Source organism: Streptomyces sp. NPDC087263, from assembly GCF_044744645.1.
Classification (GTDB): Bacteria; Actinomycetota; Actinomycetes; order Streptomycetales; family Streptomycetaceae; genus Streptomyces.
This window is the reverse complement of sequence record NZ_JBIUYT010000001.1, coordinates 841,267-866,119: the sequence shown is the minus strand read 5'-3', so window position 1 is coordinate 866,119 and position 24,853 is coordinate 841,267. Positions and strand designations below refer to the sequence as shown.

The 24,853-nt window shown below is 71.2% G+C and carries 23 protein-coding genes; 16 read left to right on the top strand and 7 right to left on the bottom strand.

From position 1 onward, the window contains the following. The first annotated feature begins 68 nt into the window (after window positions 1–68). On the top strand, window positions 69–1,301 hold the full coding sequence (gene hemW, locus ACIPC1_RS03875) for a radical SAM family heme chaperone HemW (protein WP_402512961.1): 1,233 nt from the start codon (window positions 69–71) through the stop codon (window positions 1,299–1,301). Between the two features lie 188 nt (window positions 1,302–1,489). On the opposite strand, the gene ACIPC1_RS03870 is transcribed toward hemW, so the two are convergent. Both ACIPC1_RS03870 and ACIPC1_RS03865 read right to left on the bottom strand, forming a co-directional pair. After that, entirely contained in the window at window positions 1,490–2,302 is an 813-nt protein-coding gene (locus tag ACIPC1_RS03870) for a DUF3097 domain-containing protein (protein ID WP_402512959.1), read from the bottom strand. A gap of 45 nt (window positions 2,303–2,347) precedes the next feature. Continuing rightward, complete coding sequence (locus ACIPC1_RS03865; RefSeq protein WP_402512957.1) at window positions 2,348–3,124, bottom strand: MBL fold metallo-hydrolase; 777 nt, start codon at window positions 3,122–3,124, stop codon at window positions 2,348–2,350. 366 nt (window positions 3,125–3,490) lie between these two features. Between ACIPC1_RS03865 and hrcA the strand changes: the two genes are divergently transcribed. From hrcA to ACIPC1_RS03840, 5 genes are all read left to right on the top strand, one after another. Then, window positions 3,491–4,507 carry a heat-inducible transcriptional repressor HrcA gene (hrcA, locus tag ACIPC1_RS03860; RefSeq protein WP_402512955.1) on the top strand — a complete coding sequence of 339 codons (1,017 nt, stop codon included), beginning with the start codon at window positions 3,491–3,493 and terminating at the stop codon, window positions 4,505–4,507. Further along, window positions 4,508–5,647 (top strand): molecular chaperone DnaJ, encoded by a 1,140-nt coding sequence (gene dnaJ / locus ACIPC1_RS03855; RefSeq protein ID WP_402512954.1) that lies wholly within the window; start codon window positions 4,508–4,510, stop codon window positions 5,645–5,647. Between the two features lie 134 nt (window positions 5,648–5,781). Continuing rightward, the gene (locus ACIPC1_RS03850) at window positions 5,782–6,867 is read left to right on the top strand and encodes a nitronate monooxygenase (RefSeq protein ID WP_402512952.1); all 1,086 of its coding nucleotides are present in this window, start codon (window positions 5,782–5,784) and stop codon (window positions 6,865–6,867) included. Continuing rightward, the gene (locus tag ACIPC1_RS03845; protein WP_402512950.1) at window positions 6,864–7,604 is read left to right on the top strand and encodes a 16S rRNA (uracil(1498)-N(3))-methyltransferase; all 741 of its coding nucleotides are present in this window, start codon (window positions 6,864–6,866) and stop codon (window positions 7,602–7,604) included. Before ACIPC1_RS03850 ends, ACIPC1_RS03845 begins: the two co-directional genes overlap by 4 nt. Before the next feature lie 177 nt (window positions 7,605–7,781). Further along, complete coding sequence (locus ACIPC1_RS03840; RefSeq protein ID WP_402512948.1) at window positions 7,782–8,174, top strand: VOC family protein; 393 nt, start codon at window positions 7,782–7,784, stop codon at window positions 8,172–8,174. Here the strand turns inward: ACIPC1_RS03840 and ACIPC1_RS03835 are convergent. Beyond that, window positions 8,116–8,508: a hypothetical protein gene (locus tag ACIPC1_RS03835; protein ID WP_402512946.1), complete on the bottom strand. Its 393-nt coding sequence runs from the start codon at window positions 8,506–8,508 to the stop codon at window positions 8,116–8,118. The genes ACIPC1_RS03840 and ACIPC1_RS03835 overlap by 59 nt on opposite strands. A gap of 82 nt (window positions 8,509–8,590) precedes the next feature. On the opposite strand from ACIPC1_RS03835, the gene ACIPC1_RS03830 reads away from it, so the two are divergent. The 5 genes from ACIPC1_RS03830 to ACIPC1_RS03810 all read left to right on the top strand — a co-directional run bounded on the left by ACIPC1_RS03830 (window position 8,591) and on the right by ACIPC1_RS03810 (window position 15,044). Next, window positions 8,591–9,154: a hypothetical protein gene (locus ACIPC1_RS03830; RefSeq protein WP_402513405.1), complete on the top strand. Its 564-nt coding sequence runs from the start codon at window positions 8,591–8,593 to the stop codon at window positions 9,152–9,154. Between the two features lie 87 nt (window positions 9,155–9,241). Then, window positions 9,242–12,472, top strand: a complete 3,231-nt coding sequence (locus ACIPC1_RS03825) for a S41 family peptidase (protein ID WP_402512945.1) — start codon at window positions 9,242–9,244, stop codon at window positions 12,470–12,472. Window positions 12,473–12,676: 204 nt separating this feature from the next. After that, on the top strand, window positions 12,677–13,030 hold the full coding sequence (locus ACIPC1_RS03820) for a histidine triad nucleotide-binding protein (RefSeq protein ID WP_402512943.1): 354 nt from the start codon (window positions 12,677–12,679) through the stop codon (window positions 13,028–13,030). A 6-nt stretch (window positions 13,031–13,036) separates the two neighbouring features. Then, on the top strand, window positions 13,037–13,942 hold the full coding sequence (locus tag ACIPC1_RS03815) for a ribonuclease Z (RefSeq protein ID WP_402512941.1): 906 nt from the start codon (window positions 13,037–13,039) through the stop codon (window positions 13,940–13,942). A 109-nt stretch (window positions 13,943–14,051) separates the two neighbouring features. After that, on the top strand, window positions 14,052–15,044 hold the full coding sequence (locus ACIPC1_RS03810) for an adenosine deaminase (protein ID WP_402512939.1): 993 nt from the start codon (window positions 14,052–14,054) through the stop codon (window positions 15,042–15,044). Between the two features lie 466 nt (window positions 15,045–15,510). On the opposite strand, the gene ACIPC1_RS03805 is transcribed toward ACIPC1_RS03810, so the two are convergent. The 3 genes from ACIPC1_RS03805 to ACIPC1_RS03795 all read right to left on the bottom strand — a co-directional run bounded on the left by ACIPC1_RS03805 (window position 15,511) and on the right by ACIPC1_RS03795 (window position 19,075). Next, window positions 15,511–16,620 carry a carbohydrate kinase family protein gene (locus ACIPC1_RS03805; protein WP_402512937.1) on the bottom strand — a complete coding sequence of 370 codons (1,110 nt, stop codon included), beginning with the start codon at window positions 16,618–16,620 and terminating at the stop codon, window positions 15,511–15,513. Window positions 16,621–16,814: 194 nt separating this feature from the next. Next, complete coding sequence (locus ACIPC1_RS03800) at window positions 16,815–18,110, bottom strand: glucarate dehydratase family protein (RefSeq protein ID WP_402512935.1); 1,296 nt, start codon at window positions 18,108–18,110, stop codon at window positions 16,815–16,817. Next, a complete protein-coding gene (locus ACIPC1_RS03795; RefSeq protein ID WP_402512934.1) occupies window positions 18,107–19,075 on the bottom strand; it encodes a 5-dehydro-4-deoxyglucarate dehydratase in 969 nt (322 codons plus the stop codon). The genes ACIPC1_RS03800 and ACIPC1_RS03795 overlap by 4 nt, the downstream gene beginning before the upstream one ends. A 107-nt stretch (window positions 19,076–19,182) precedes the next feature. Here ACIPC1_RS03795 and ACIPC1_RS03790 point away from each other — a divergent pair, with 107 nt between their 5' ends. From ACIPC1_RS03790 to ACIPC1_RS03770, 5 genes are all read left to right on the top strand, one after another. Further along, entirely contained in the window at window positions 19,183–19,977 is a 795-nt protein-coding gene (locus ACIPC1_RS03790; RefSeq protein ID WP_402512932.1) for an IclR family transcriptional regulator, read from the top strand. Window positions 19,978–20,108: 131 nt separating this feature from the next. Next, window positions 20,109–21,167: a PhoH family protein gene (locus tag ACIPC1_RS03785; protein WP_384392446.1), complete on the top strand. Its 1,059-nt coding sequence runs from the start codon at window positions 20,109–20,111 to the stop codon at window positions 21,165–21,167. A gap of 12 nt (window positions 21,168–21,179) precedes the next feature. After that, on the top strand, window positions 21,180–21,677 hold the full coding sequence (gene ybeY, locus ACIPC1_RS03780; RefSeq protein WP_384392443.1) for an rRNA maturation RNase YbeY: 498 nt from the start codon (window positions 21,180–21,182) through the stop codon (window positions 21,675–21,677). After that, window positions 21,674–22,978, top strand: a complete 1,305-nt coding sequence (locus tag ACIPC1_RS03775; protein WP_402512930.1) for a hemolysin family protein — start codon at window positions 21,674–21,676, stop codon at window positions 22,976–22,978. The genes ybeY and ACIPC1_RS03775 overlap by 4 nt, the downstream gene beginning before the upstream one ends. Then, the gene (locus ACIPC1_RS03770) at window positions 22,975–23,334 is read left to right on the top strand and encodes an MmcQ/YjbR family DNA-binding protein (protein ID WP_402512928.1); all 360 of its coding nucleotides are present in this window, start codon (window positions 22,975–22,977) and stop codon (window positions 23,332–23,334) included. The genes ACIPC1_RS03775 and ACIPC1_RS03770 overlap by 4 nt, the downstream gene beginning before the upstream one ends. On the opposite strand, the gene ACIPC1_RS03765 is transcribed toward ACIPC1_RS03770, so the two are convergent. After that, entirely contained in the window at window positions 23,296–24,753 is a 1,458-nt protein-coding gene (locus tag ACIPC1_RS03765; RefSeq protein WP_402512927.1) for an MFS transporter, read from the bottom strand. The two genes, ACIPC1_RS03770 and ACIPC1_RS03765, sit on opposite strands and share 39 nt — an antisense overlap. Window positions 24,754–24,853 lie beyond the last annotated feature (100 nt).

The window sequence follows — 24,853 nt, the reverse complement described above, 5'->3', positions numbered from 1 at the left end:
CCGGCTGCGGGGAACGTGGACCAGTCGGCCGTACGGAGTTCCGGCGGGCGTACGGGACAATGGAAGGCATGCCTTCCGCACTCCCCGACGGTGAGCCCGTCCCCGACGACGGGGCGCTGCCCGCCCACGCCCTGGCCGGGGCCGCCGACCGCCCCCTCGGGTTCTATCTCCACGTGCCGTACTGCGCGACCCGCTGCGGCTACTGCGACTTCAACACCTACACGGCGACCGAGCTGCGGGGCACCGGAGGCGTGCTCGCCTCCCGTGACAACTACGCCGAGACGCTGATCGACGAGGTCCGTCTCGCCCGCAAGGTGCTCGGCGATGACCCGCGTCCCGTCCGTACGGTGTTCGTCGGCGGCGGTACGCCCACTCTCCTGCCCGCCGACGATCTCGTACGGATGCTCGCCTCGATCCGTGCCGAGTTCGGGCTCGCGGACGACGCGGAGATCACCACCGAGGCGAACCCGGAGTCCGTCGACCCGGCGTACCTGGCGACCCTGCGGGCCGGGGGCTTCAACCGGATCTCCTTCGGTATGCAGAGCGCCCGGCAGCACGTGCTGAAGGTGCTCGACCGCACGCACACGCCCGGGCGGCCCGAGGCCTGTGTCGCCGAGGCCCGCGCGGCGGGCTTCGACCATGTCAACCTCGACCTGATCTACGGCACCCCGGGGGAGTCCGACGACGACTGGCGCGCCTCGCTGGAAGCGGCCCTCGGGGCCGGGCCCGATCACATTTCCGCGTACGCGCTCATTGTCGAGGAGGGTACGCAGCTTGCCCGGCGGATCCGGCGTGGGGAGGTGCCGATGACGGACGACGATGTCCACGCGGACCGGTATCTGATCGCCGACGAGGTGCTCGCGGGGGCGGGGTTCGACTGGTACGAGGTGTCCAACTGGGCCACCTCCGATGCCGGGCGGTGCCTCCACAACGAGCTGTACTGGCGTGGTGCCGACTGGTGGGGCGCCGGGCCGGGCGCCCACAGTCACGTGGGCGGGGTGCGGTGGTGGAACGTGAAGCATCCGGGGGCGTATGCCGGGGCGCTGGCGGCGGGGAGGTCGCCCGGGGCGGGGCGTGAGCTGCTTTCCGGGGAGGACCGGCGGGTGGAGCGGATTCTTCTTGAGCTGCGGTTGCGGGAGGGGTGTCCGTTGTCGTTGCTCCGGCCGGAGGGGCTGTCCGCCTCGCGGCGGGCGCTGTCCGAGGGGCTTCTGGAGGACGGGCCGTACGACGACGGGCGGGCCGTTCTTACCTTGCGGGGGCGGTTGTTGGCGGATGCGGTGGTGCGGGATCTGGTGGACTGAGGTGGGGGGTTTTCGCCCCCTCCGCCCCTACCCGTCCCTTGTCTCCGGGGGCTGCCGCCCCCGGGCCCCCGCTTCGGCCTGAACGGCCTCGTCCTCAAACGCCGGACGGGCTGAACGATCTCCAGCGCCGGACGGGCTGAAAGATCTCCGGCGCTGGACAGGTTGAAAGATCTCCAGCGCCGGACGCGTCAAGCAGTCTCTGGTGCCGTCACGAAGTCGATCAACTCCTCCACCCTGCCCAGGAGTTCCGGCTCCAGGTCCTTGTAGGAGCGTACGTGGGACAGGATGTGCTGCCAGGCCGCGCCGGTGTTCTCGGGCCAGCCCAGGGCGCGGCAGACGCCTGTTTTCCAGTCCTGGCCGTGGGGGACGCGGGGCCAGGCCGGGATGCCGACGGAGGACGGCTTCACGGCCTCCCAGATGTCGATGTACGGGTGGCCGACGACCAGGGCGTGGTTGCTGGTGACCGAGTCGGCGATGCGGGATTCCTTGGTGCCGGGGATCAGGTGGTCGACGAGGACGCCGAGGCGGGCGTCCGGGCCCGGGGCGAAGTCGGCGACGATCGCGGGCAGGTCGTCGATGCCCTCCAGGTACTCGACGACGACGCCCTCGATGCGCAGGTCGTCGCCCCAGACGCGTTCGACGAGCTCGGCGTCGTGCCGGCCCTCCACGTAGATCCGCCCGGCCCGCGCCACCCGCGCCCGCGCACCCGGCACCGCGACCGAACCGGAGGCGGTGCGGGAGGGACGTACGGGCGCCCCCGCCGCCGGGCGGACCAGCGTCACCACCTTGCCCTCCAGGAGGAAGCCGCGCGGCTCCAGCGGGAACACCCGGTGCTTGCCGAAGCGGTCCTCCAGCGTCACCGTGCCCGCCTCGCAGCGGATCACCGCACCGCAGAAGCCGGTGCCGGGCTCCTCGACCACCAGACCGGGGTCCGCGGGGACCTCCGGCACGGGCTTGGGCTTCTTCCACGGCGGGGTCAGGTCCGGAGAGTACTGGCGCATTCGGATGACGATAGGAGAAGCCGGGCCTCCGTGTCGTACGGCCTCCTACGACACGCCGAAGCGGGCCGCCAGCGTGTCGCGTTGGGCCCGGACAAACGCCGCATTCACCACCGCACCGTGGCTGGGAACGTACACCGCGTCCTCCCCGCCCAGGTCGAGCAGTCGGTCCAGCGCCGCCGGCCAGTGGGACGGGACGGCGTCGGGGCCCGCCTGGGGTTCGCCGGACTCCTCCACCAGGTCGCCGCAGAAGACGATCTGCGGCCAAGGCGGCGAACCTGGGACGAGGACCACCAGGTCGTGGGCGGTGTGGCCGGGGCCGATGTCCGCGAGCCGGACCTGTGTGCCGCCGCCCAGGTCCAGGGTCCGCTCGCCGGACACCTGGTGACGGGGGCGGACCAGCAGATCGGCGGCCTCGGCCGCCTCCAGCGGGTCCAGGCCGTTGCGTACGGCGTCCGCGCGCAGTTCCTCATGGCCGTGCGCGAGGACCGTATCCAGGCCGACCGCCCCGAACACCTCGACACCGGGGAAGGCGGCCGCGCCGAACACGTGGTCGAAGTGTGCGTGGGTGAGCGCGAGGTGCGTCACCCGGTGATCGCCACCTGGCACGTGCCGCGCCTCGGCATCAGGTTGCGTACCCGCCAGCAGCCGCCGTGCCTCGGAACGCAACTGCGCGCCCTCCCGCAGGCTCGACCCCGCGTCGATCAGCAGGGCGGCCCCCTCGCCGGCCACGAGCCCGACCGTGCAGTCCCAGCCAGGAAGCCGCCGCCGCCCGACCCGCGGCGCCACCCTCTCCCACCCCGCCTCTTCCCAAGTCACGCTCATGGGCAGACGCTAGTGCCTGTACGGCCATTCCCGTCTGCCCCGCGGCGCCCTACATGCCCCATGCCCTCTCGCCACCTCGGGCGCAGGCCCAAGTACGTCCGGTACGAGGGTCCGCGCACGGCACGTCGAGAGCACCAGGCACCTGGCGTCGCGAGGCCGCCCTCCGGGCAACGACGGAAATGGTCGGACAGGTACCGACGGCGAGGACCCCGTCGGCACGACCGAGCGGGTCCGCCCTTGCCGGGGGCGTACCTTCCCGCCGTACACTGGCCGGGGAGACGTTGGCACTCGCATGCGCTGAGTGCCAGGGGGAGAGTCCGGGATCAGTCCGGGAGACCACGGCGACGACATCTGGAGGTGTGCGCGATGCTCAGCGAACGCAGGCTCGAAGTGCTGCGCGCCATCGTCCAGGACTACGTGGGGACGGAGGAGCCGGTCGGTTCCAAGGCCCTCACCGAGCGGCACCAACTCGGGGTCTCCCCGGCGACGGTCCGCAACGACATGGCCGCCCTGGAGGACGAGGGGTACATCGCCCAGCCGCACACCAGCGCCGGGCGCATCCCCACCGACAAGGGCTACCGGCTCTTCGTCGACAAGCTCGCGGGCGTCAAGCCGATGACCGCGCCGGAGCGGCGGGCCATCCAGAACTTCCTCGACGGCGCCGTCGATCTCGATGATGTGGTGGGGCGTACGGTACGGCTGCTTGCGCAGCTCACGCGGCAGGTCGCCGTCGTGCAGTACCCGTCCCTCACGCGGTCGACCGTGCGGCACGTCGAGCTGCTGTCGCTGGCTCCGGCCCGCGTGATGCTCGTCCTGATCACGGACACCGGCCGGGTCGAGCAGCGCTTGATCGACTGCCCGGCGCCGTTCGGGGAGACGTCTCTGGCGGATCTGCGCGCACGGCTCAACAGCCGGGTCGCCGGGCGTCGGTTTTCGGACGTTCCGCAACTGGTGCAGGACCTGCCCGACGCCTTCGAGGCGGAGGACCGCGGTACGGTCACCACGGTGCTCTCCACCCTGCTGGAGGCGCTCGTCGAGCAGACCGAGGAGCGGCTGATGATCGGCGGTACCGCCAATCTCACCCGCTTCGGACATGACTTCCCTCTCACGATCCGGCCCGTACTCGAAGCACTGGAGGAGCAGGTCGTGCTTCTCAAGTTGCTTGGTGAGGCGGGGGATTCGGGCATGACCGTACGGATCGGTCATGAGAACGCGTATGAGGGACTCAACTCCACGTCCGTCGTCTCCGTCGGCTACGGTTCGGGCGACGAGGCAGTAGCGAAACTCGGCGTGGTCGGACCGACCCGCATGGATTACCCCGGCACGATGGGAGCGGTACGAGCGGTGGCACGGTACGTCGGACAGATCCTGGCGGAGTCCTAAGTGGCCACGGACTACTACGCCGTGCTCGGCGTGCGCCGCGACGCGTCCCAGGACGAGATCAAGAAGGCGTTCAGGAGGCTCGCTCGCGAGCTGCACCCGGACGTCAATCCCGATCCGAAGACGCAGGAGCGCTTCAAGGAGATCAACGCCGCCTACGAGGTGTTGTCGGACCCGCAGAAGAAGCAGGTCTACGACCTCGGCGGCGACCCGCTGTCCCAGGCGGGCGGCGCGGGCGGCCCCGGTGGCTTCGGCGCCGGCGGCTTCGGCAACTTCTCGGACATCATGGACGCCTTCTTCGGTACGGCGTCGCAGCGTGGCCCGCGGTCGCGTACGCGCCGTGGCCAGGACGCCATGATCCGGCTGGAGATCGAGCTGGACGAGGCGGCCTTCGGCACCACGAAGGACATCCAGGTCGACACGGCCGTCGTCTGCACCACCTGTAGCGGTGAGGGCGCGGCGCCGGGGACCTCGGCGCAGACCTGTGACATGTGCCGCGGTCGCGGTGAGGTGTCGCAGGTCACGCGGTCCTTCCTAGGCCAGGTCATGACCTCGCGGCCCTGCCCGCAGTGCCAGGGTTTCGGGACCGTCGTCCCGACCCCGTGTCCGGAGTGCGCGGGCGACGGTCGCGTGCGGTCGCGTCGGACGCTGACCGTCAAGATCCCGGCCGGTGTCGACAACGGCACCCGGATCCAGCTCGCGGGCGAGGGCGAGGTCGGCCCCGGCGGCGGCCCCGCCGGCGACCTGTACGTCGAGATCCACGAGCTCCCGCACTCCACCTTCCAGCGCCGCGGCGACGACCTGCACTGCACGGTCACCATCCCGATGACCGCGGCGGCCCTCGGCACCAAGGTGCCGCTGGAGACGCTCGACGGCATGGAGGAGATCGACATCCGTCCGGGCACGCAGTCCGGGCAGTCGGTCCCGCTGCACGGGCGCGGCATCACGCACCTGCGGGGCGGCGGGCGCGGTGACCTCATCGTGCACGTCGAGGTGATGACACCGTCGAAGCTCGACGCCGAGCAGGAGCGCGTGCTGCGCGAACTGGCCGTGCTGCGCGGCGAGGAACGGCCCATCGGGCAGTTCCAGCCGGGGCAGCAGGGGCTCTTCTCGCGGCTCAAGGACGCGTTCAACGGTCGCTGAGGACCGACTGCCGGGCCTCTGAAGTGCGCCTTCTCGCCCTGGGCCGGAGCGGCCCGGGCGGGAGGGTGCGAGTGGCCTATGCCACGCGGATGACTCGATTCGGACTTGTTCGGAGGACGTGACAACATGCCGTCATGTCCTCCGCGCTGACCGATCTTTTCCCACACCCGATCGTGCAGGCCCCCATGGCGGGCGGAGTGTCCGTTCCGCATCTCGCGGCCGCCGTGTCCGAGGCCGGTGGGCTCGGGTTCCTCGCCGCCGGGTACAAGACGGCCGACGGCATGTATCAAGAGATCAAGCAGCTGCGCGGGATCACGAGCCGCCCCTTCGGCGTGAACCTCTTCATGCCGCAGCCCGAGTACGCGGACAAGGCGGCGGTCGAGGTGTACGCCCACCAGCTCGCCGGTGAGGCCGCCTGGTACGAGACCGAACTCGGCGAACCGGACAGCGGCCGCGACGACGGCTACGACGCCAAGCTCGCGGTCCTCCACGACAATCCGGTGCCGGTGGTCTCCTTCCACTTCGGCATCCCCACCCGCGAGGTCCTGGACTCCCTCGCCCAGGCCGGCACGCTCACCCTGGTGACCGCGACCACGGCCGAGGAGGCACTCGCCGTGCAGCGGGCCGGCGCCGCCGCGGTCGTCGTGCAGGGCGTCGAGGCGGGCGGCCACCAGGGCACCCACCGCGACAACCCGGAGACGGACGGCACCGGCGTCGGACTGCTCTCGCTGATCGCGCAGGTCCGCGAGAGCGTGCAGATCCCGATCGTCGCGGCCGGCGGCATCATGCGCGGCAGCCAGATCGCCGCGGTGCTCGCGGCGGGCGCGAACGCGGCCCAGCTCGGCACGGCGTTCCTCGCCACCCCCGAGTCCGGCGCGCACGCCGTGCACAAGCAGGCGCTGACCAACCCCCTCTTCGTCCGTACGGAGTTGACACGAGCCTTCTCCGGGCGCCCGGCGCGCGGACTCGTCAACCGCTTCCTGCGCGAGCACGGCCCGTACGCGCCCGCCGCCTACCCCGAGGTCCACCACCTCACCTCGCCGCTGCGCAAGGCGGCGGCCAGGGCGGGCGACGCGCAGGGCATGGCACTGTGGGCCGGCCAGGGGCACCGGATGGCCCGCGAACTGCCCGCGGCGCAGCTGGTGGAGGTACTGAGCGCCGAACTCGCGGCTGCGAAGACAGCGTTGTCGGGGTTCCCTGAAGGGGGCGCGGTCCGATGACGGCTCCGGTGTTCGTGGTGGAGCATTTCCGTACGGGTGACGGCGGGCGCTATGTCCTCGACGGTCCCGAGGGGCGGCACGCGGTCTCCGTGAAGCGACTGCGGGCCGGTGAGGAAGTCGTCCTCACCGACGGCGCCGGGCGGTGGGCGGACTGCGTGGTGCTGGACACCGAGGGCAAGGACCGGCTGATCGTCCGGCTGGACTCGGTGGCCGAGCAGCCGGAGGAAGAACCCCGCATCACCGTCGTCCAGGCCCTCCCCAAGGGCGACCGAGGCGAACTCGCCGTCGAGACCATGACGGAGACCGGCGTCGACACCGTCGTCCCCTGGGCGGCCTCCCGCTGCATCACGCAGTGGAAGGGCGAGCGGGGCGTGAAGGCGCTCGCCAAGTGGCGGGCCACGGCCCGGGAGGCCGGCAAGCAGTCCCGCCGCGTCCGCTTCCCCGAGGTCGCGGACGCGATGACGAGCAGGCAGGTTGCCGCACTTCTCGCCAAAGCCGATCTCGCCGCCGTACTGCACGAGAGCGGCGACGAACCCCTCGCCACCGCCGAACTCCCCGCGCGCGGCGAGATCGTGCTCGTGATCGGCCCCGAAGGAGGCGTCTCTCCTGAGGAGTTGGCGCTCTTCACCGAGGCCGGCGCACGGGCGTACCGCCTGGGGCGCAGCGTGCTGCGCACCTCGACCGCCGGGACCGCGGCGGCGGCGCTGCTGCTCGGCCGTACCGGTCGCTGGTCCTAGAGGGTGTCGGGGATCACCTCGGATCAGGTCGCGGTGCGTGGTGCGGTGCGTCGCAGGGCGGAGCGTGACCCGCGTACCGGGCGTGCTCGGGTGATGCGGCAACGCGGCGAGGTGCCGTGCCAGCGTCGCGGACCCGAGGTGATCCGGACGACACCCCTCAGACCACTGGAGATCGCCTTGGAACTCGCCCAAGTACGCCTGCTCGTCTCCGACTTCCCGGCCTGCTACCGGTTCTACGCCGAGGTCCTCGGCCTCAAGCCGCAGTCGGGCGCGACCGGGGGGCCGTACGAGAAGTTCAGTCCCGTCACCGGCTCGGCGGGCATCGCTCTCCAGGACCGCGCGATGATGGCCCGGATGCTGGGCGAACTGGGCGACTCGGTGTCGGGACACCGCTCACTGGTGGTGCTGCGGGTGGACGACCTGGACGCGTACTGCGCGCAGATCACCTCCCGCGGTGCGACCCTCCTGCACGAACCGGCTCCCATGACCGACCGGATGCGCGCCGCCCACCTCAAGGACCCGGAAGGGAACCTGGTGGAGCTGCAGGAATGGCTGCTGCTGCGCGGCTGATGACGGCGGGAAACAGGGTCCAGCCGTCCAACTCCCGCGGCCCCGGCAGCAGTTCACGCTCCCGCGCCTCGTCGATGAGAGCGCGTACGATACGCGGCTCGCGCAGGTTGATCAGGTTGCCCCGCCCGTCGGCGGCTGAGCCCGAGTGCTGGAGCCCGTCGGCGACGTGGCGCCCCTCGCCCGCCCGGAAGACGATCAGGGTGCGGACACCGTCCCGGTGCAGGGAGAGCACCTCTCGGCAGACGTCACCGTCGCCGTGCTTGTGCCGCACGGTCCACACATAGGTGGTCTGCTCGTCCACGACGAGCCGCCTGGGCGTGCGGTCATTGCGCATGCGTTCGAGTATGGCGGGCGCGATGGCGGAGTGGCCGCATGCGGTCTTCCGCGCCGCCCGGGACGGTGGCACGCTGCCGTCCATGGGGGCTTTGAGACGGGTTCTGCGACGGACCGGACAGCGGCGGACAGTGGCGATGGCCGGTCTCGCGGCCGTCGCCGTGGGCGGTGTCGTCGCGTGCGACCCCGGCGGGCTGAGCTCCGCCTCCGTGGCGTACACGACCGACCAGACCGTGACGAAGGAGCTGGAGCGGCAGAAGGCGGATGTCGCCTGGCTCAGCTGCACGGCGTCGTTCGACGGCGGCAACAAGGCCTACACACCCGGGCAGACGCCCTCGCCGACCGAGGACACCGTGGCGGACGTCGACTGTACGGGGGAGACCTCGGACGGGAAGGAGATCACCGTCACGGGCAAGGTCACCCGGGCCGTCGACGGCCGGTGCGTACGCGGTGATCTGACCGCCAGGATCGACGGCAAGCAGTGGTTCCACGTGACCGGACTCGGCAACTGCGACGCCCCCAGCACACCCGGGTACACCCCGCCCGTCAACAACCAGCCCCAACAGCCCGGCCCCACCGTCACGGTGACCGTCACCAGGACCATCTGGTGCCAGGGTGACCCCACCTGCTGGCCCGAGGGCAAGTGACGCGCGCGGTGCGGGGAGGTGGAGGAGGAAGGAGGTAAGTGATCGAAACCCCTGTCCGGGGGCGTGATCGCTGCCTAAGGTGATCGGGTGACAGAGCCCGCACCCTCCGCGTATCTCCGGTTTCCGCATCTGCACGGCGATCTGGTCGCCTTCACCGCCGAGGACGACATCTGGGTCGCCCCGCTGGACGGTGGCGGCCGCGCCTGGCGGGTCAGCGCAGACAACGTGCCGGTGAACCATCCGCGTATCTCCCCCGACGGCACGACCGTCGCCTGGACGTCCAGCCGTGACGGCGCCCCCGAGGTGCATGCCGCCTCGCTGGACGGCGGGCCGTCCAAACGGCTGACGTACTGGGGCAGTTCGAAGACCCAGGTGCGTGGCTGGACCCCCGACGGGCAGGTGCTCGCACTCAGTACGCAGGGGCAGGCGAGCCTGCGGCGCAGCTGGGCGCGGGCGATCCCGCTCGACGGCGGCCCGGCGACCACCCTTCCGTACGGCCCCGTCGGCGATGTCGCCCACGGTGAGCCCGGCGTGCTCCTGCTGTCCGCTCCCATGGGGCGCGAGGCCGCCTGGTGGAAGCGGTACCGGGGCGGTACAGCGGGCAAGCTGTGGATCGACCGGACGGCCGCGGGCGAAGAGGGAGCCGGGGAATTCGTACGGCTGCATGAAGAGCTCGACGGGAACCTCGAGTACCCCTTGTGGGTGGGGGAGCGCGTCGCATTTCTGTCCGACCACGAAGGCGTCGGGGCGCTGTACTCGTCTCTCGCGGACGGGTCCGACCTGCGGCGGCACACACCGATCGACGGCTTCTACGCCCGGCACGCCGCGAGCGACGGCACCCGCGTCGTGTACGCGTCCGCCGGTGAACTGTGGCTCCTCGACGACCTGGACGGCGCCGAGCCGCGCCGGCTCGACCTGCGGCTCGGCGGACAGCGCGTCGACCTCCAGCCGCACTCCGTCAGCGCGTCCCGCTGGTTCGGGGCCGCCGCGCCCGACCACACCGGACGCGGCAGCGCGATCTCCGTACGCGGCTCCGTCCACTGGGTCACCCACCGCTCGGGCCCGGCCCGCGCGCTCGCCGCCGAACCCGGCGTACGGGCCCGGCTGCCCCGCACCTTCCGGGCGGAGGGCGAGGAACACGTGGTGTGGGTGACGGACGCCGAGGGCGACGACGCCCTGGAGTTCGCCCCCGCGACCGGGGTCGCCCCCGGAGCGACACCCCGCAGGCTCGCCGCCGGACAGCTCGGACGGGTCCTCGCCCTCGCCATGGCACCCGACGGCAGCCGCGCCGCCGTCGCCTCGCACGACGGACGCGTCCTGCTCGTCGAGCGCGAGACCGGCGAGGTGCGCGAGGTCGACCGCAGCGACAACGGCGACGTCAGCGGGCTCGCCTTCTCGCCCGACTCCGCCTGGCTCGCCTGGTCGCACCCCGGCCCGCGCCCGCTGCGCCAGCTCAAACTCGCCAACACCACCGACCTGTCGGTCACCGAGGCGACCCCGCTCCGCTTCCGCGACTACGCGCCCGCGTTCACCCTCGACGGCAAGCACCTGGGCTTCCTCTCGGCCCGCTCCTTCGACCCGGTCTACGACGAGCACGTCTTCGACCTCGCCTTCGTGGGCGGCTCCCGGCCGCACCTCATCACCCTCGCCGCGACCACCCCGTCCCCCTTCGGACCGCAGCGCCACGGCCGCCCCTTCGAAGCGCCCGACAAGGACGAGACCCCCGACAGCGAGGGCACCCCCGCGACCCGGATCGACCTCGACGGACTCGCCGACCGGATCGTGCCGTTCCCCGTCGAGGCCGCCCGCTACACCGGCCTCCGTGCCGCCAAGGACGGACTCCTGTGGCTGCGGCACCCGGTCCGCGGCGTGCTCGGCTCCTCCCGCGCCACCCCCGACGACCCGGACCCGAAGACCGAGCTGGAGCGGTACGACCTCGTCCAGCAGCGCATCGAGCATCTCGCCGCCGACGCCGACCACTTCGCCGTCAGCGGCGACGGCAAACGCGTCCTGCTGTGGACCGACGGCAAGCTCAAGGTCGTCCCCAGCGACCGGCGCGCCTCGAACGACGACGAGAGCGACACGAACATCACCGTCGACCTCTCGCGGGTACGGCAGATCGTCGACCCGACTGCCGAATGGCGGCAGATGTACGACGAGACCGGCCGGATCATGCGGGACAACTTCTGGCGGCCCGACCTGGGCGGCGTCGACTGGGACGGCGTCCTGGAACGCTACCGGCCGGTGCTCGAACGCGTCGCCACCCACGACGACCTCGTGGACCTCCTGTGGGAGGTGCACGGCGAGCTCGGTACCTCCCACGCGTACGTCATGCCGCGCGGCGGCGGATGGAGCGGCGGCGATCGGGCGCAGGGGCTGCTCGGGGCCGACATCTCCCGTCACGAGGACGGCAGTTGGCGTATCGACCGGATCCTTCCGTCGGAGACCTCCGACCCCGACGCGCAGGCGCCGCTCGCCGCTCCCGGGGTCGCCGTCCGCGCCGGGGACGCGATCGTCGCGGTCGCGGGGCGGCCGGTGGACCCGGTGGCCGGGCCAGGACCGCTGCTCGTCGGCACCGCGGGCAAGCCGGTCGAGCTGACCGTCTCCCCGTCCGGCGGCGGCGATCCCCGCCACGCCGTCGTGGTCCCGGTGTCCGACGAGGAGCCGCTGCGTTACCACGCGTGGGTCGCCGACCGGCGGGCCTACGTCCACGAGCGGTCCGGCGGGCGGCTCGGGTATCTGCACGTGCCCGACATGCAGGCGCCCGGCTGGGCCCAGATCCACCGCGACCTGCGCGTCGAGGTGGCCCGCGAGGGACTCGTCGTGGACGTCCGCGAGAACCGTGGCGGCCACACCTCCCAGCTGATCATCGAGAAGCTCGCGCGCCGGATCGTGGGCTGGGACCTGCCGCGCGGCATGCGGCCCTACAGCTACCCCGAGGACGCGCCGCGCGGGCCCGTCGTCGCCGTCGCCAACGAGTTCTCCGGCTCCGACGGCGACATCGTGAACGCGGCGATCAAGGCGCTGGGTATCGGTCCCGTGGTCGGCACCCGGACCTGGGGCGGCGTCATCGGCATCGACAGCCGCTACCGGCTCGTCGACGGCACGCTCGTCACCCAGCCCAAGTACGCGTTCTGGCTGGAGGGTTACGGGTGGGGCGTCGAGAACCACGGCGTCGACCCGGACGTCGAGATCGTCCAGGCTCCGCAGGACTACGCCGCCGGGCGTGACACCCAACTGGACGAGGCGATCCGGATCGCGCTGGCCGCGCTGGCGGAGAACCCGGCGAAGGCTGCGCCCGGGTTGCCGTCGCTTTGATGCTGGGTGCGGGGGCTTTGGTCCTGGCTGTGGGGTCTTTGATCTTGGGTGCGGGTGCGGGTGCGGGTGCGGGTGCGGCGGGTGCCTCGGGTGCGGCTGCCGCTGCCCCTGCGGGTGCGTTGTGGTGCGGGTGCGCGCCTGCGGCGATCAACGGGGCCGATACGATGCCGGTGTACTGACCGGACCGCGCGAGGAGGCACACGCATGGTGGGAGAGCCGCAGGACGACTGCCTGTTCTGCAAGATCGCCGCGGGGCAGATCCCGGCGGACGTGGTCCGGGAGACCGAGACGACCCTCGCGTTCCGGGACATCAGCCCCCAGGCGCCCACCCACGTCCTGGTCATTCCCAAGGTGCACCACCCGGACGCGGCGTCGCTGGCCGCCGCCGAGCCCGCCATCGCCGCGGACCTGCTGCGCGAGGCCGGCCAGGTCGCGGGCGAGGAGAAGCTCAAGAGCTACCGCATCGTGTTCAACACCGGCAGCGGCGCCGGGCAGACCGTCTTCCACGCGCACGCCCACGTCCTGGGCGGCCGCGGTATGCAGTGGCCGCCGGGGTAACCGACCTTGTCCGTACGTGAATTGGTCGTCCTCGGCACCGCCAGCCAGGTTCCCACCCGCCATCGCAACCACAACGGCTACCTGCTGCGCTGGGACGGGGAGGGGCTGCTGTTCGATCCCGGCGAGGGCACGCAGCGGCAGATGCTGCGTGCCGGGGTCGCGGCTCACGATCTGCACCGGATCTGTGTCACCCACTTCCACGGCGACCACTCGCTCGGGCTCGCCGGGGTGATCCAGCGCATCAACCTCGACCGGGTGCCGCACGAGGTGACCGCGCACTATCCCCTCTCCGGGCAGCGGTTCTTCGACCGACTGCGGTACGCGACGGCCTACCGCGAGACCGTCGCGCTCACGGAGGCGCCGGTCGATGCCGATGGAGTGCTTGCCGTGCGTGCTTCGTACACCCTGGAGGCCCGTCGGCTCTCCCATCCCGTCGAGTCGTACGGCTACCGGCTCGTCGAGCCCGACGGGCGGCGGATTCTGCCTGAACTCCTTGCCGAGCGGGGCATCAAGGGGCCCGATGTCGGGCGGCTGCAGCGGGAGGGCTCCCTGCCCGGGTTGTCCCTCGCCGACGTGAGTGAGGTGCGGCGCGGGCAGCGGTTCGCGTTCGTCATGGACACCCGGCTGTGCGACGGGGTGTACGCGCTCGCCGAGGGGTGCGACATGCTGGTCATCGAGTCGACGTTTCTTGACGAGGATCGGCAACTGGCCTTGGATCATGGGCATTTGACGGCCGGTCAGGCGGGGGCGGTCGCCAAGGAGGCAGGTGTACGGCATCTTGTGCTGACGCACTTCAGTCAGCGGTACTCCGAGCCTGATGAGTTCGAGCGGCAGGCTCGAGCTGCCGGGTTCGAGGGGGAGCTGACTGTGGCGCACGATTTGGTGCGGGTGCCTGTGCCTAAGCGGCGGTGACCGTGGGGCGGGTGCGGGTGCGGGTGCGGGTGCGGGTGCGGGTGTGGGTACGTGTGTGGGTACGTGTGCTGGTTCTGGGGTGGTTGTCGATCGGCTTTACGATGATTTGATGGCCCTCCCCAAAGCTGAGCTGCACCTCCATATCGAAGGCACCCTCGAACCCGAGCTGGCCTTCGCGCTTGCCGCGCGCAACGGCGTGAGCCTGCCGTACGCGGACACCGATGAGCTGCGCAAGGCGTATCTCTTCGACGATCTCCAGACGTTCCTGAACCTGTACTACGAGCTCATGGCCGTCCTGCGGACGGAACAGGACTTCGCCGACCTCGCTGACGGGTACCTCGCCCGGGCCGCCGCGCAGGGGGTGCGGCACGCCGAGATCTTCTTCGATCCGCAGGCGCACATCGCGCGAGGCGTCGGCATGGGGACCGTCGTCGAGGGGCTCTCCCGTGCGCTGGCGCGCAGCGAGGAGACGCACGGGGTCTCCACGCAGCTGATCATGTGCTTCCTGCGGGACGAGTCCGCCGAGTCGGCGTTGGCGACCCTGTCGGCCGCGGAGCCGTATCTCGACCGGATCGTCGGCGTCGGTCTCGACTCCGCCGAGGTCGGGCATCCGCCGGGCAAGTTCCGTGAGGTGTACGAGGCCGCAGCGGCGCTTGGGCTGCGGCGGGTCGCGCACGCGGGGGAGGAAGGGCCGCCGTCGTACATCACCGAGGCGTTGGACGTGCTCGGTGTCGAGCGCATCGACCACGGGCTGCGGTGTATGGAGGACGACGTGCTGGTTGAGCGGCTCGTACGGGAGCGGGTGCCGTTGACGCTGTGTCCGCTGTCGAACGTGCGGCTGCGGGCCGTCGACGTGCTGGAGGACCATCCGCTGGTCGCGATGATGGACGCCGGGCTGCTGTGCACGGTGAACTCCGACGACCCCGCGTATTTCGGGGGGTACGTCGGGGATACCTTCCACGCCGTGCGCGAGGCGCTGGGGCTCGGTCAGGAGCGGTTGCGTGAGCTGGCCCGCAACTCGTTCGAGGCGTCGTTCCTGGAGCATGACGAGGAGCGGCGGGCTCGGTACGTCGCGGAAGTCGAGGCGTACGAGTTCGAGTAGGCGGGGCGGTGGCTGCGCCGGTGGGTGGGTCGGGGCCGGGGGCCGGTACATCCGCCCGTCGCCGTCGGATCAGACCTTGGGCGAATACGGGGCCGTCCGGTGACGCGAACGTACGCGACGGGCATGTGATGTACCGGCCCCCGGCCCCTTCCGCCGGTGGGCATCTCTCGGTTTTCAGCCCGTCCGGGAGGAGAGGGCGGGGTGGTCCCGTCCCGATCCCTCGCCCGCCCGCGGGGGCCCGTCCCGCACGAGAGGGTGGGGGTGGTGCGGTCCCGATCCCCCACCCACCCGCGCTCCCACCCGTTGGAGATCTTTTAGCCTGTCCGGCGTTTGAGGACGAGGCCGTTCAGGCCGACAGCGGGGGTCTGGGGGCGGCAGCCCCCAGGTACGGGAACGGGTAGGGGCGGAGGGGGCGAAAAAAATGCCTTTGCTCAACCCGGGTGGGAGAGGTCGCGGCGGGGTGGGGTCAGGTCGTGCGGCCGAAGCCGATGGTGGGGATGGCTCGGCGGAGGGGCCAGGGGCGGGAGGATTCGGGGAGCAGGGATTCCAGGAAGGCGTAGCGCCGGAGCGCGGTGGGGTCCTGGTCGGCTACGGACTGCACGCGGCGCCACCACGCGGCGATCTCGGACCAGCCGGGGGCGGAGAGGGACCCGCCGAACTCCTGGACGGAGAGGGCGGCGGTGAGGCCGGCGAAGGCGAGGCGGTCGGCGAGGGGCCAGTCGGCGAGGGTGCCCATGACGAAGCCGGCGACGAAGACGTCCCCCGCACCGGTGGGGTCCATGGCCTCGACGGCGATGGCGGGCACCTCGGCACGCTCCCCGGTACGCGCATCCACGGCGTACGCCCCCTCCGCACCGAGGGTGACCACGGCAACCGGCACATGCTCGGTCAGCGCGTGCGCCGCGGCACGCGGGGAGGACGCGCCGGTGTAGCGCATCGCCTCCTCGGCGTTGGGCAGGAACGCCTCGCAGTGCGCGAGGTCGGGCAGCCCCGCCAGATCCCAGGCCCCCGTGTCGTCCCAGCCGACGTCCGCGAAGATCCGGGTGCCCTTGCTCGCGGCCTGCGCGATCCAGGGCGCGGGTTTGCCGGGCGTGAGGGCGGCGACGGCGGCACGCGCGCTCGGCGGGCAGTCGGGGGCCGGCTCCTCCGGGGGAGGCTCGTGGCCGTGGGAGACCATCGTGCGCTCCCCCTCGTACGCCATCGACACGGTGACCGGCGAGTGCCAGCCGGGCACGGTGCGGGAGGGGGAGAGGTCGATGTGCTCGCCCTGCTCCAGGGCGTCCCAGCAGTACTCCCCGTAGTGGTCGTCCCCGAAGGCCGCCGCCAGCGAGGTCTTCAGGCCGAGTCGGGCCAGCGCCGTCGCCATGTTCGCCACGCCGCCGGGGCTCGAACCCATCCCGCGCGCCCAGGACTCGGTCCCGCGCACCGGGGCGGAGTCGAGCCCGGTGAAGACGATGTCGAGGAACACGGTGCCCGTGAGGTAGACGTCCCAGGGCGGATCCTGGGGCGTGCGCAGCCCGACGAGCGGGTCGACGTGCGCGTGGCGGTACGGTCGCTCTCCGTTGGATGCGATCACGTTGCGCTCCCTGACGTGGTGCGGATTCACGCCAGTCTGCACCACGCGGTGTGCGCAGGGGCGCTGAGCACGCCCGCACCGTCCGTCGCCTCAGGGTCCGGTGGGACACGTTCTCGCAGGTCCGCGGAGGGTGTGGTCGTCCGTGCCGCGGTCGCCCCGCCGGCTTGTGGCGCGTCCGGATTCGGTCGCCGTGGTCACCAGCGGGGGACCGCCGGTGTGACCCACTCCGGGTCGGCGATCCGCATCGCGGCCGCGTCGTCGCGGTCGTGCAGCGTGCCGTCGTCGTCGAGCCACCGCTGGTGCAGGAACCGCAGCTTGTCGTGGTCGAGTTCCACACCGAGGCCGGGCGCGTCGGAGACCCTGACCGAGCCGTCCTCGAAGGTGAGGCGCTGCGTCAGTACGTCCTCGGACTGCCAGGGGTAGTGCGAGTCGCAGGCGTGGTGGAGGTCGGGGACCGTCGCGGCGACATGGGTCATCGCGGCGAGGCTGATCCCCAGGTGGGTGTTGGAGTGCATGGACACGCCCACGCCGAACGTGCGGCAGATGGCGGCCAGTTCACGCGTGTTGCGCAGTCCGCCCCAGTAGTGGTGGTCGGACAGGACGACCTGCACGGCTCCCTTCGAGAAGGCCTCCTGGATCTCCGCGAAGGTCGTCACACACATGTTGGTGGCCAGCGGGACGGACGTGTGCGCCGCCACCTCCGCCATGGCAGGCGTGCCGAGCGCCGGGTCCTCCAGGTATTCGAGTACGTCACCCAGTTCCTCGGCGACCTTCAGCGAAGTCTCCACGGACCAGGCGCCGTTGGGGTCCAGACGGAGCGGGTGCCCGGGGAAGGCCTCGGCCAGGGCTCGTACGGCGGCGATCTCCTCGTCGGGCGGGAAGACGCCGCCCTTGAGCTTGAACGAGGTGAACCCGTACCGCTCGGTGAACTTCCTCGCCTGCTCGACGACTCCGGCCGGGTCGACGGCCGCACCCCAGTCGTCCTTCTCGCTCTCGACCCCGGCGGGGTGTTCGGCCCACCGGTAGAAGAGGTACGCGCTGTACTCCACCGCGTCGCGCACCTTGCCGCCGAGCAGTGCGTGCACCGGCAGTCCGAGCGTCTTGCCGAGTGCGTCCAGGCAGGCCACCTCGAAGCCGGAGACGACGGACAGGCGCAGCTTGTCGGCGCTCTGGACGCCGCGCAGCCCGCCGACGTCGATCTGGTGGTCGACCCGGCCCTGGTCGACGGCCACCTCGTCGGCGACGGTGAACAGCCCGTTGAGGTCGGAGACTTGGCGGCCCACCAGCTTTTCGGCGAACGGGCGGGCGAGTTCGAGGTACTTGCTGTCGCCGTAGGTCTCACCGACGCCCGTCACGCCGTCCGCCGTGACGACCTCCACGATCAGCCGGGGGGTGTACGGCTGGTGCACGCCCTGCGTGTTGAGCAGCGGCGGGTCGGCCACCAGGATCGGCGTCAGCCGGATGTCCGTGATGGTGAGGTCGTGGGTCACAGAGCGGCTCCTACGGAGGCGGCGGGGGCGGGGACGAGGGCCAGTCCGGTCGCGAGCAGCTTCTCCAGGTCGGCCAGGTCCGCGGGGGACGGGTCGGTGAGCGGGGCGCGGACCGGGCCCACCGGGCGGCCGCGCAGTCGGGCGGCCGCCTTCACGAGGGAGACGGCGTATCCCGTTCGGCGGTCGCGGAGTTCGACGAAGGGGATGTAGAAGTCGCGCAGCAGCCTGTCCATGGCGGCGTCGTCACCGTCCCGGTGAGCCGCGAAGAACGCGTCGGCGATCTCGGGCGCGAACGCGTGCACGGCCGACGAGTACGCCGGGACGCCGACAGCGGCGTACGCGCGGGCCTGGATCTCCGCGGTGGCGGCCCCGTTGAAGAACAGGAACCCCTCGGGTGCGGAGAGCGTGAGGCGCTGCAGCCGGTCGAGGTCGCTGTGGCCGTCCTTGAGCCCGATGACGCCGGGGACGCGGGTGAGGCGCTTCAACGACTCGACGCTGAAGGCGACTTGGCCGCGCTGGTAGACGATGAGCGGCAGCCGGGTACGTGCGGCGATCTGCTCCACCTGCGCGACGAGGCCCTCCTGCGGTGCCGCGACGAGGTAGTGCGGCAGTACGAGCAGCGCGTCGGCGCCGGCCTCCTCCGCGATGCGTGCGAACCGGGCGGCCTGGGCCCAGCCGTACCCGATCCCCGCGACGACGGGAACGCGCCCCCCGGCCACCGCGACCGTCGCGGTGACGACCTCGCGGTACTCGTCCTCGTCCAGCGAGAAGAACTCGCCGGTGCCGCAGGCCGGGAAGACCGCGCCGGGACCGGCGGAGATCTGCGCCGCCACGTGCGTACGGAAGCCGTCGAGGTCGAGGGAGCCGTCGTCGTGGAAGCTGGTGAGTGGGAACGACAGCACCCCGTGTGCCATCCCGTCGCGCAGCCGCTCCACGACGGCCTCGCTGTCTAGGTCCGCGGTCATCCCCGTCACCATCTCCGTATGTAGATACCGTCTACGTATGAAGATGGACATTAGGCAAGCGAACAAGAGTCGTCAATGGTTCCGGCCGACACGCTTACGATCTGCACATGCCGGAAGCCACTGACGAGCGCGGAGTACGCGAGGTGAAGTCCGCCGCGCGCACGGTCGGGTTGCTGGAACTGCTGGCCGAGCGCGGCGACCGTCCCGCGCGCCTCCAGGAGCTCGCCGACGCGCTCGGGGTGCCCCGCAGCTCGATGTACGCCCTGCTCCAGACCCTGATCGGCCGAGGCTGGGTACGCACGGACGTCACGGGTTCGCTGTACGGGATCGGGATCCACGCCCTGCTGACGGGCACCAGCTACCTGGACTCGGACCCCCGCGTGGGCGCCGTACGCCCCTACCTCGACGAGGCGTCGCAGGCACTCGGCGAGACGGTCCACATGGGACGCCTGGACGGCGCGGACGTCGCCTACCTCGCCACCCGCGAATCGCACGAGTACCTGCGCACCATCAGCCGGGTCGGCCGCCGGCTTCCGGCCCATGTGGGCGCCCTGGGCAAGGCCCTGCTGGCCGAACGCCCCGACGAGGAGCTGCCCGAGGGCCCGTACGCTCCCGCCACCCCGCGCACCCACACCCACCGCGAGGCCCTCGCGGCGGACCTGGCCCGTACCCGCGCCCGTGGCTACTCCGTCGACCGGGAGGAGGGCGTCCTGGGCATCGTCGGCTTCGGCTTCGCGCTGCGGTACGACGTTCCCGCCCAGGACGCCATCAGCTGCTCGGTCCCCGTCGTCCGGCTGAACCCCGCCCACGAGGACCGGATCATCACGGTCATGCGCGAGATCCGGGCCAAGATCGAGGCCACGACCCCCGGCGGGGGAGCGGGCGCCCCGCACTGGCGCTGACGACGCCACCGCACGGCACGGCGAAAACTCCTACGGACTTGTCAGTGCGGGGTCGTACTCTTGGAATCGCAAGGCTGCCCCAGTGGCAAGCGTGCCGATCGAGGAGGAAAAGCAGGCCTCAGAGCCGGCCCATGACTCAGACACCCACAGCACAGACCCCCGCACAGGGGCAGGCACGAGCGCATTTCACGGTCCCCGCGAGCCACCCCATGGTCACCGTGCTGGGATCCGGCGACGCCCTCCTGCGCGTGATCGAGAAGGCCTTCCCGGCGGCCGACATCCATGTCCGGGGCAACGAGATCAGCGCGGTCGGCGACGCCGGTGAAGTCGCCCTCGTCCAGCACCTGTTCGACGAGATGATGCTGGTGCTCCGCACCGGGCAGCCGATGACGGAGGACGCCGTGGAACGCTCGATCGCGATGCTCAGAGCGAGCGAGAACGGAGAGGGCGACGGCCAGGAGACCCCTGCCGAGGTCCTCACGCAGAACATCCTGTCCTCGCGGGGCCGCACCATCCGCCCCAAGACGCTCAACCAGAAGCGCTATGTCGACGCCATCGACAAGAACACGATCGTGTTCGGCATCGGCCCCGCCGGTACCGGCAAGACGTACCTCGCGATGGCGAAGGCCGTACAGGCGCTCCAGAGCAAGCAGGTCAGCCGCATCATCCTCACCCGCCCGGCGGTGGAGGCGGGAGAGCGGCTGGGATTCCTCCCGGGCACGCTCTACGACAAGATCGACCCGTACCTGCGCCCGCTGTACGACGCGCTGCACGACATGCTCGACCCTGACTCGATCCCGCGCCTGATGGCGGCGGGGACGATCGAGGTGGCGCCGCTGGCCTATATGCGTGGCCGTACGCTCAATGACGCCTTCATCATCCTGGACGAGGCCCAGAACACCAGCGCCGAGCAGATGAAGATGTTCCTGACCCGCCTCGGCTTCGAATCGAAGATCGTGATCACGGGTGACGTGACGCAGGTCGACCTGCCGAACGGGACGACGTCGGGTCTGCGTCAGGTCCAGGACATCCTGGAGGGTGTTCCGGACGTGCACTTCTCGCGGCTCACGTCGAGCGATGTCGTACGGCACAAGCTGGTCGGCCGTATCGTCGACGCGTACGAGAAGTACGACAGCGAGAACGGCACCGAGAACGGCTCCCACAAGGGCCGCGGGCATACAGGGAAGTAGACCAGCAAGACCATGTCGATCGACGTCAACAACGAGTCCGGAACCGAGGTCGGCGAGCAGGCGATCCTCGACATCGCCCGCTACGCGCTCGCGCGGATGCGCATCCACCCGCTCTCCGAGCTCTCGGTGATCGTCGTGGACTCCGACGCCATGGAGCAGCTGCACATCCAGTGGATGGACCTGCCGGGGGCGACGGACGTCATGTCGTTCCCCATGGACGAGCTGCGGCCGCCGTCCAAGGACGACGACGAACCGCCGCAGGGTCTGCTCGGCGACATCGTGCTCTGCCCGGAGGTCGCCGAGCGGCAGGGCAAGGAAGCCGAGACGCAGCACTCCATGGACGAGGAGCTCCAGCTCCTGACCGTCCACGGAGTGCTGCACCTGCTCGGGTACGACCACGAGGAGGCCGACGAGAAGGCCGAGATGTTCGGCCTCCAGGCGGCCATCGTGGACGGCTGGCGCGCGGAAAAGGGCATGACGGGTCCCTCGCCGGCCCCGACCGTTTCATGAGCCCCCAACTCGTCGCCGGCGCCATCCTGTTGGTCGTCGTCGCCTGGCTCGCCGCCTGCGCGGAGGCGGGCCTCGCGCGCGTCTCCAGCTTCCGCGCGGAGGAGGCCGTACGCTCCGGGCGGCGCGGCAGCGCGAAGCTCGCCCGGGTCGCCGCCGACCCGACCCGCTATCTGAACGTCGCGCTGCTGGTGCGCGTCGCCTGCGAGATGGCCGCCGCCGCGCTCGTCACGTACGCGTGCCTCCAGCAGTTCGACGCGACCTGGCAGGCCCTCGCGGTCGCCATCGGCGTCATGGTCCTCGTCTCGTACGTCGCGGTCGGCGTCTCGCCCCGCACCATCGGCCGCCAGCACCCGCTGAACACGGCGACGGCGGCGGCGTACGTCCTGCTTCCGCTCGCGCGGATCATGGGCCCGATCCCGCCGCTGCTCATCCTCATCGGCAACGCCCTCACACCCGGCAAGGGCTTCCGGCGCGGCCCGTTCGCCTCCGAGGCCGAGCTGCGCGCGCTGGTCGACCTCGCCGAGAAGGAGTCCCTCATCGAGGACGAGGAGCGCCGCATGGTGCACTCCGTCTTCGAGCTCGGCGACACCCTCGTACGGGAAGTGATGGTGCCGCGGACGGACCTCGTCGTCATCGAGCGCTCCAAGACCATCCGGCAGGCGCTCACCCTGGCGCTGCGCTCCGGTTTCTCGCGCATTCCCGTCACCGGGGAGAGCGAGGACGACATCGTCGGCATGGTGTACCTGAAGGACTTGGTCCGCAAGACGCACATCAGCCGCGAGGCCGAGAGCGAGCTGGTGTCCACGGCCATGCGGCCCGCCACCTTCGTACCCGACACCAAGAACGCGGGCGACCTGCTCCGCGAGATGCAGCAGGAGCGCAACCACGTCGCGGTCGTCATCGACGAGTACGGCGGCACGGCCGGCATCGTCACCATCGAGGACATCCTCGAGGAGATCGTCGGCGAGATCACCGACGAGTACGACCGTGAGCTGCCGCCGGTCCAGGAGCTCGGCGACGACCGCTACCGCGTCACCGCCCGCCTCGACATCGGCGACCTCGGCGAGCTGTACGGCTTCGAGGCGTACGACGACGAGGACGTGGAGACGGTCGGCGGGCTGCTCGCGAAAGCGCTCGGGCGCGTTCCGATCGCCGGGGCGTCGGCGCTGGTCGAGCTGCCGGACGGCAGGGAACTGCGCCTGACGGCGGAGGCCGCCGCCGGACGCCGGAACAAGATCGTCACGGTGCTGGTCGAGCCGGTGGTCCCCGCGGATCCCGCCGAGGAGGAGAAGCCGGAGTGACTCCGCAGCGGCTGCGCGCGTTCTGTCTGTCCTTCAACGCGACCGTCGAGGACTTCCCCTTCAATCCGGACACCTCGGTCTTCAAGGTGCTGGGGAAGCTGTTCGCGCTGGCGAACCTGGGCGCGCGGCCGCTGACCGTCAACCTCAAGTGCGATCCGGACGACGCGGTACGGCTGCGCGAGGAGTATCCGGGGCTGATCATCCCCGGCTGGCACATGAACAAGCGGCACTGGAACACCGTGACCGTCGACGGTGGGCTCCCGGACCGCCTGGTCCGGGAGCTCGTCGAGGACTCGTACGACCTCGTCGTCGCCGGTCTACCGAAGGCCGACCGCCTCCGCCTCGACCGCCCCTGAGGCCTCCGGGCGGCTCCGGCGCAGACCCACCCCGACCAGCACCGCCGCCACCAGCAGGATGCCCGTGTCCAGGGTCAGCACCGTGTGGACGCCGGACAGCAGGTCGGTGGAGGTGGTGGCCAGGACGCCCAGGATCGGGATGCCGATGGTGATACCGACCTGCTGGGTGGAGGTCACCAGGCCGGTGGCCAGGCCCTGTTCCTCGTCGGGGACGCCCGAGGTGACGGTCAGGCCGTACGAGATGATCGCGCCGAGGTGGCACATGCTGGCCAGCGAGACCGCCGCGGTGGCCAGCCAGACCGACCAGCCGCCCGCGCCGAGGCCGAGCAGCGCGCCGGTGAGGACACCCTGGCCCGCCAGCGAGCCGACCAGCGTACGGCGGGCGCCGAAGCGGCCGATGACCTTGGAGGCGTACACCCCGGCGACCGCCGACAGGACGCCCTGCACGCCGAAGACCAGGCCTGTCTCGAACGCCGAGAGGTCCAGGGTCTCCTGGAGGTACAGGGTCAGCACGAAGATCACCGTCGACATCATCGAGAAGGTGACCAGACCGCCCAGGTTGCCCCACGCCACCGTGCGGCGGCGCAGCATGGGCAGGCTGACCAGCGGAGCCGCGGCGCGCGACTCGACGTACACGAAGGCGGCGAGCAGTGCGACGCCCGCGATGAGGGTGACGATGACGTCGGCGCCGCCGAAGCCGCGCACGGCCGCCGTGGAGAGCGAGTAGATCAGGGCCAGCAGACCGCCGGTGACCGTGACGGCACCCGGGAAGTCCAGGCGCGGGCGGTCCGGGGTGCGCGACTCCGGCAGCAGGCCGGGAGCCAGCGGCAGCACGATCACCGCGAAGAGCGCGAGCAGGCCCATCGTGGAGCGCCAGCTCAGTACGTCGGTCAGGACGCCGCCCGCCACCATGCCGACCGTGAAGCCGAGCGAGAGAAGCGTGCCGGAGATGCCCAGGGCGCGGTCGCGCGCCGGGCCCTCCGGGAACGTCGTCGTCAGCAGGGACATGCCGGTCGGCACGATCGCCGCCGCACCAAGACCCTGTAGCGCCCGCGCGGTCAGGAACGACGCCGGGTCCCAGGCGACGGTCGCCAAGAGCGAGGCCGACCCGAACAGGGCGAGGCCGGTCAGGAACAGCCTGCGGCGCCCGTACAGATCGCCGATGCGGCCGAAGAGGAGCAGGAATCCGCCCGACGGCAGCGCGAAGGCGGTGACCGCCCACTGGAGGGCGGACTGGCTCATGCCCAGGTCGGCGCCGAGCACGGGCAGTGCCACGTTCAGTACGGAGAAGTCGAGCGCGACCATGAACTGGGCCGCGCAGAGGACGAAGAGGACAAGCTTGTCGCGGGTCGACAGGCGGGCGTTGAGGAGGTGCTGCTGCGGCTCTGTCACGGGACTTGAGGTCGTGTCGGTCGGCATGGACAAGAGCTTGCAGCGGCCGGAATAACCGTGGGGAGCGGGAACTTATGCTGGTGGTCGCACCACCAGTCACCAGGAGGGGGATTCGTACGTGGCTGAA

Coding starts and splice junctions, on each gene's coding strand:
- ACIPC1_RS03765 (WP_402512927.1), bottom strand. CDS start 24,753: ATGCCGACCGACACGACCTCAAGTCCCGTGACAGAGCCGCAGCAGCAC.
- ACIPC1_RS03810 (WP_402512939.1), top strand. CDS start 14,052: ATGGCCCTCCCCAAAGCTGAGCTGCACCTCCATATCGAAGGCACCCTC.
- ACIPC1_RS03785 (WP_384392446.1), top strand. CDS start 20,109: ATGACTCAGACACCCACAGCACAGACCCCCGCACAGGGGCAGGCACGA.
- ACIPC1_RS03835 (WP_402512946.1), bottom strand. CDS start 8,508: ATGCGCAATGACCGCACGCCCAGGCGGCTCGTCGTGGACGAGCAGACC.
- ACIPC1_RS03795 (WP_402512934.1), bottom strand. CDS start 19,075: ATGACCGCGGACCTAGACAGCGAGGCCGTCGTGGAGCGGCTGCGCGAC.
- ACIPC1_RS03820 (WP_402512943.1), top strand. CDS start 12,677: ATGGTGGGAGAGCCGCAGGACGACTGCCTGTTCTGCAAGATCGCCGCG.
- hrcA (WP_402512955.1), top strand. CDS start 3,491: ATGCTCAGCGAACGCAGGCTCGAAGTGCTGCGCGCCATCGTCCAGGAC.
- ybeY (WP_384392443.1), top strand. CDS start 21,180: ATGTCGATCGACGTCAACAACGAGTCCGGAACCGAGGTCGGCGAGCAG.
- ACIPC1_RS03870 (WP_402512959.1), bottom strand. CDS start 2,302: ATGCGCCAGTACTCTCCGGACCTGACCCCGCCGTGGAAGAAGCCCAAG.
- ACIPC1_RS03865 (WP_402512957.1), bottom strand. CDS start 3,124: ATGAGCGTGACTTGGGAAGAGGCGGGGTGGGAGAGGGTGGCGCCGCGG.
- ACIPC1_RS03830 (WP_402513405.1), top strand. CDS start 8,591: ATGGGGGCTTTGAGACGGGTTCTGCGACGGACCGGACAGCGGCGGACA.
- ACIPC1_RS03845 (WP_402512950.1), top strand. CDS start 6,864: ATGACGGCTCCGGTGTTCGTGGTGGAGCATTTCCGTACGGGTGACGGC.
- hemW (WP_402512961.1), top strand. CDS start 69: ATGCCTTCCGCACTCCCCGACGGTGAGCCCGTCCCCGACGACGGGGCG.
- ACIPC1_RS03850 (WP_402512952.1), top strand. CDS start 5,782: ATGTCCTCCGCGCTGACCGATCTTTTCCCACACCCGATCGTGCAGGCC.
- ACIPC1_RS03775 (WP_402512930.1), top strand. CDS start 21,674: ATGAGCCCCCAACTCGTCGCCGGCGCCATCCTGTTGGTCGTCGTCGCC.
- ACIPC1_RS03790 (WP_402512932.1), top strand. CDS start 19,183: ATGCCGGAAGCCACTGACGAGCGCGGAGTACGCGAGGTGAAGTCCGCC.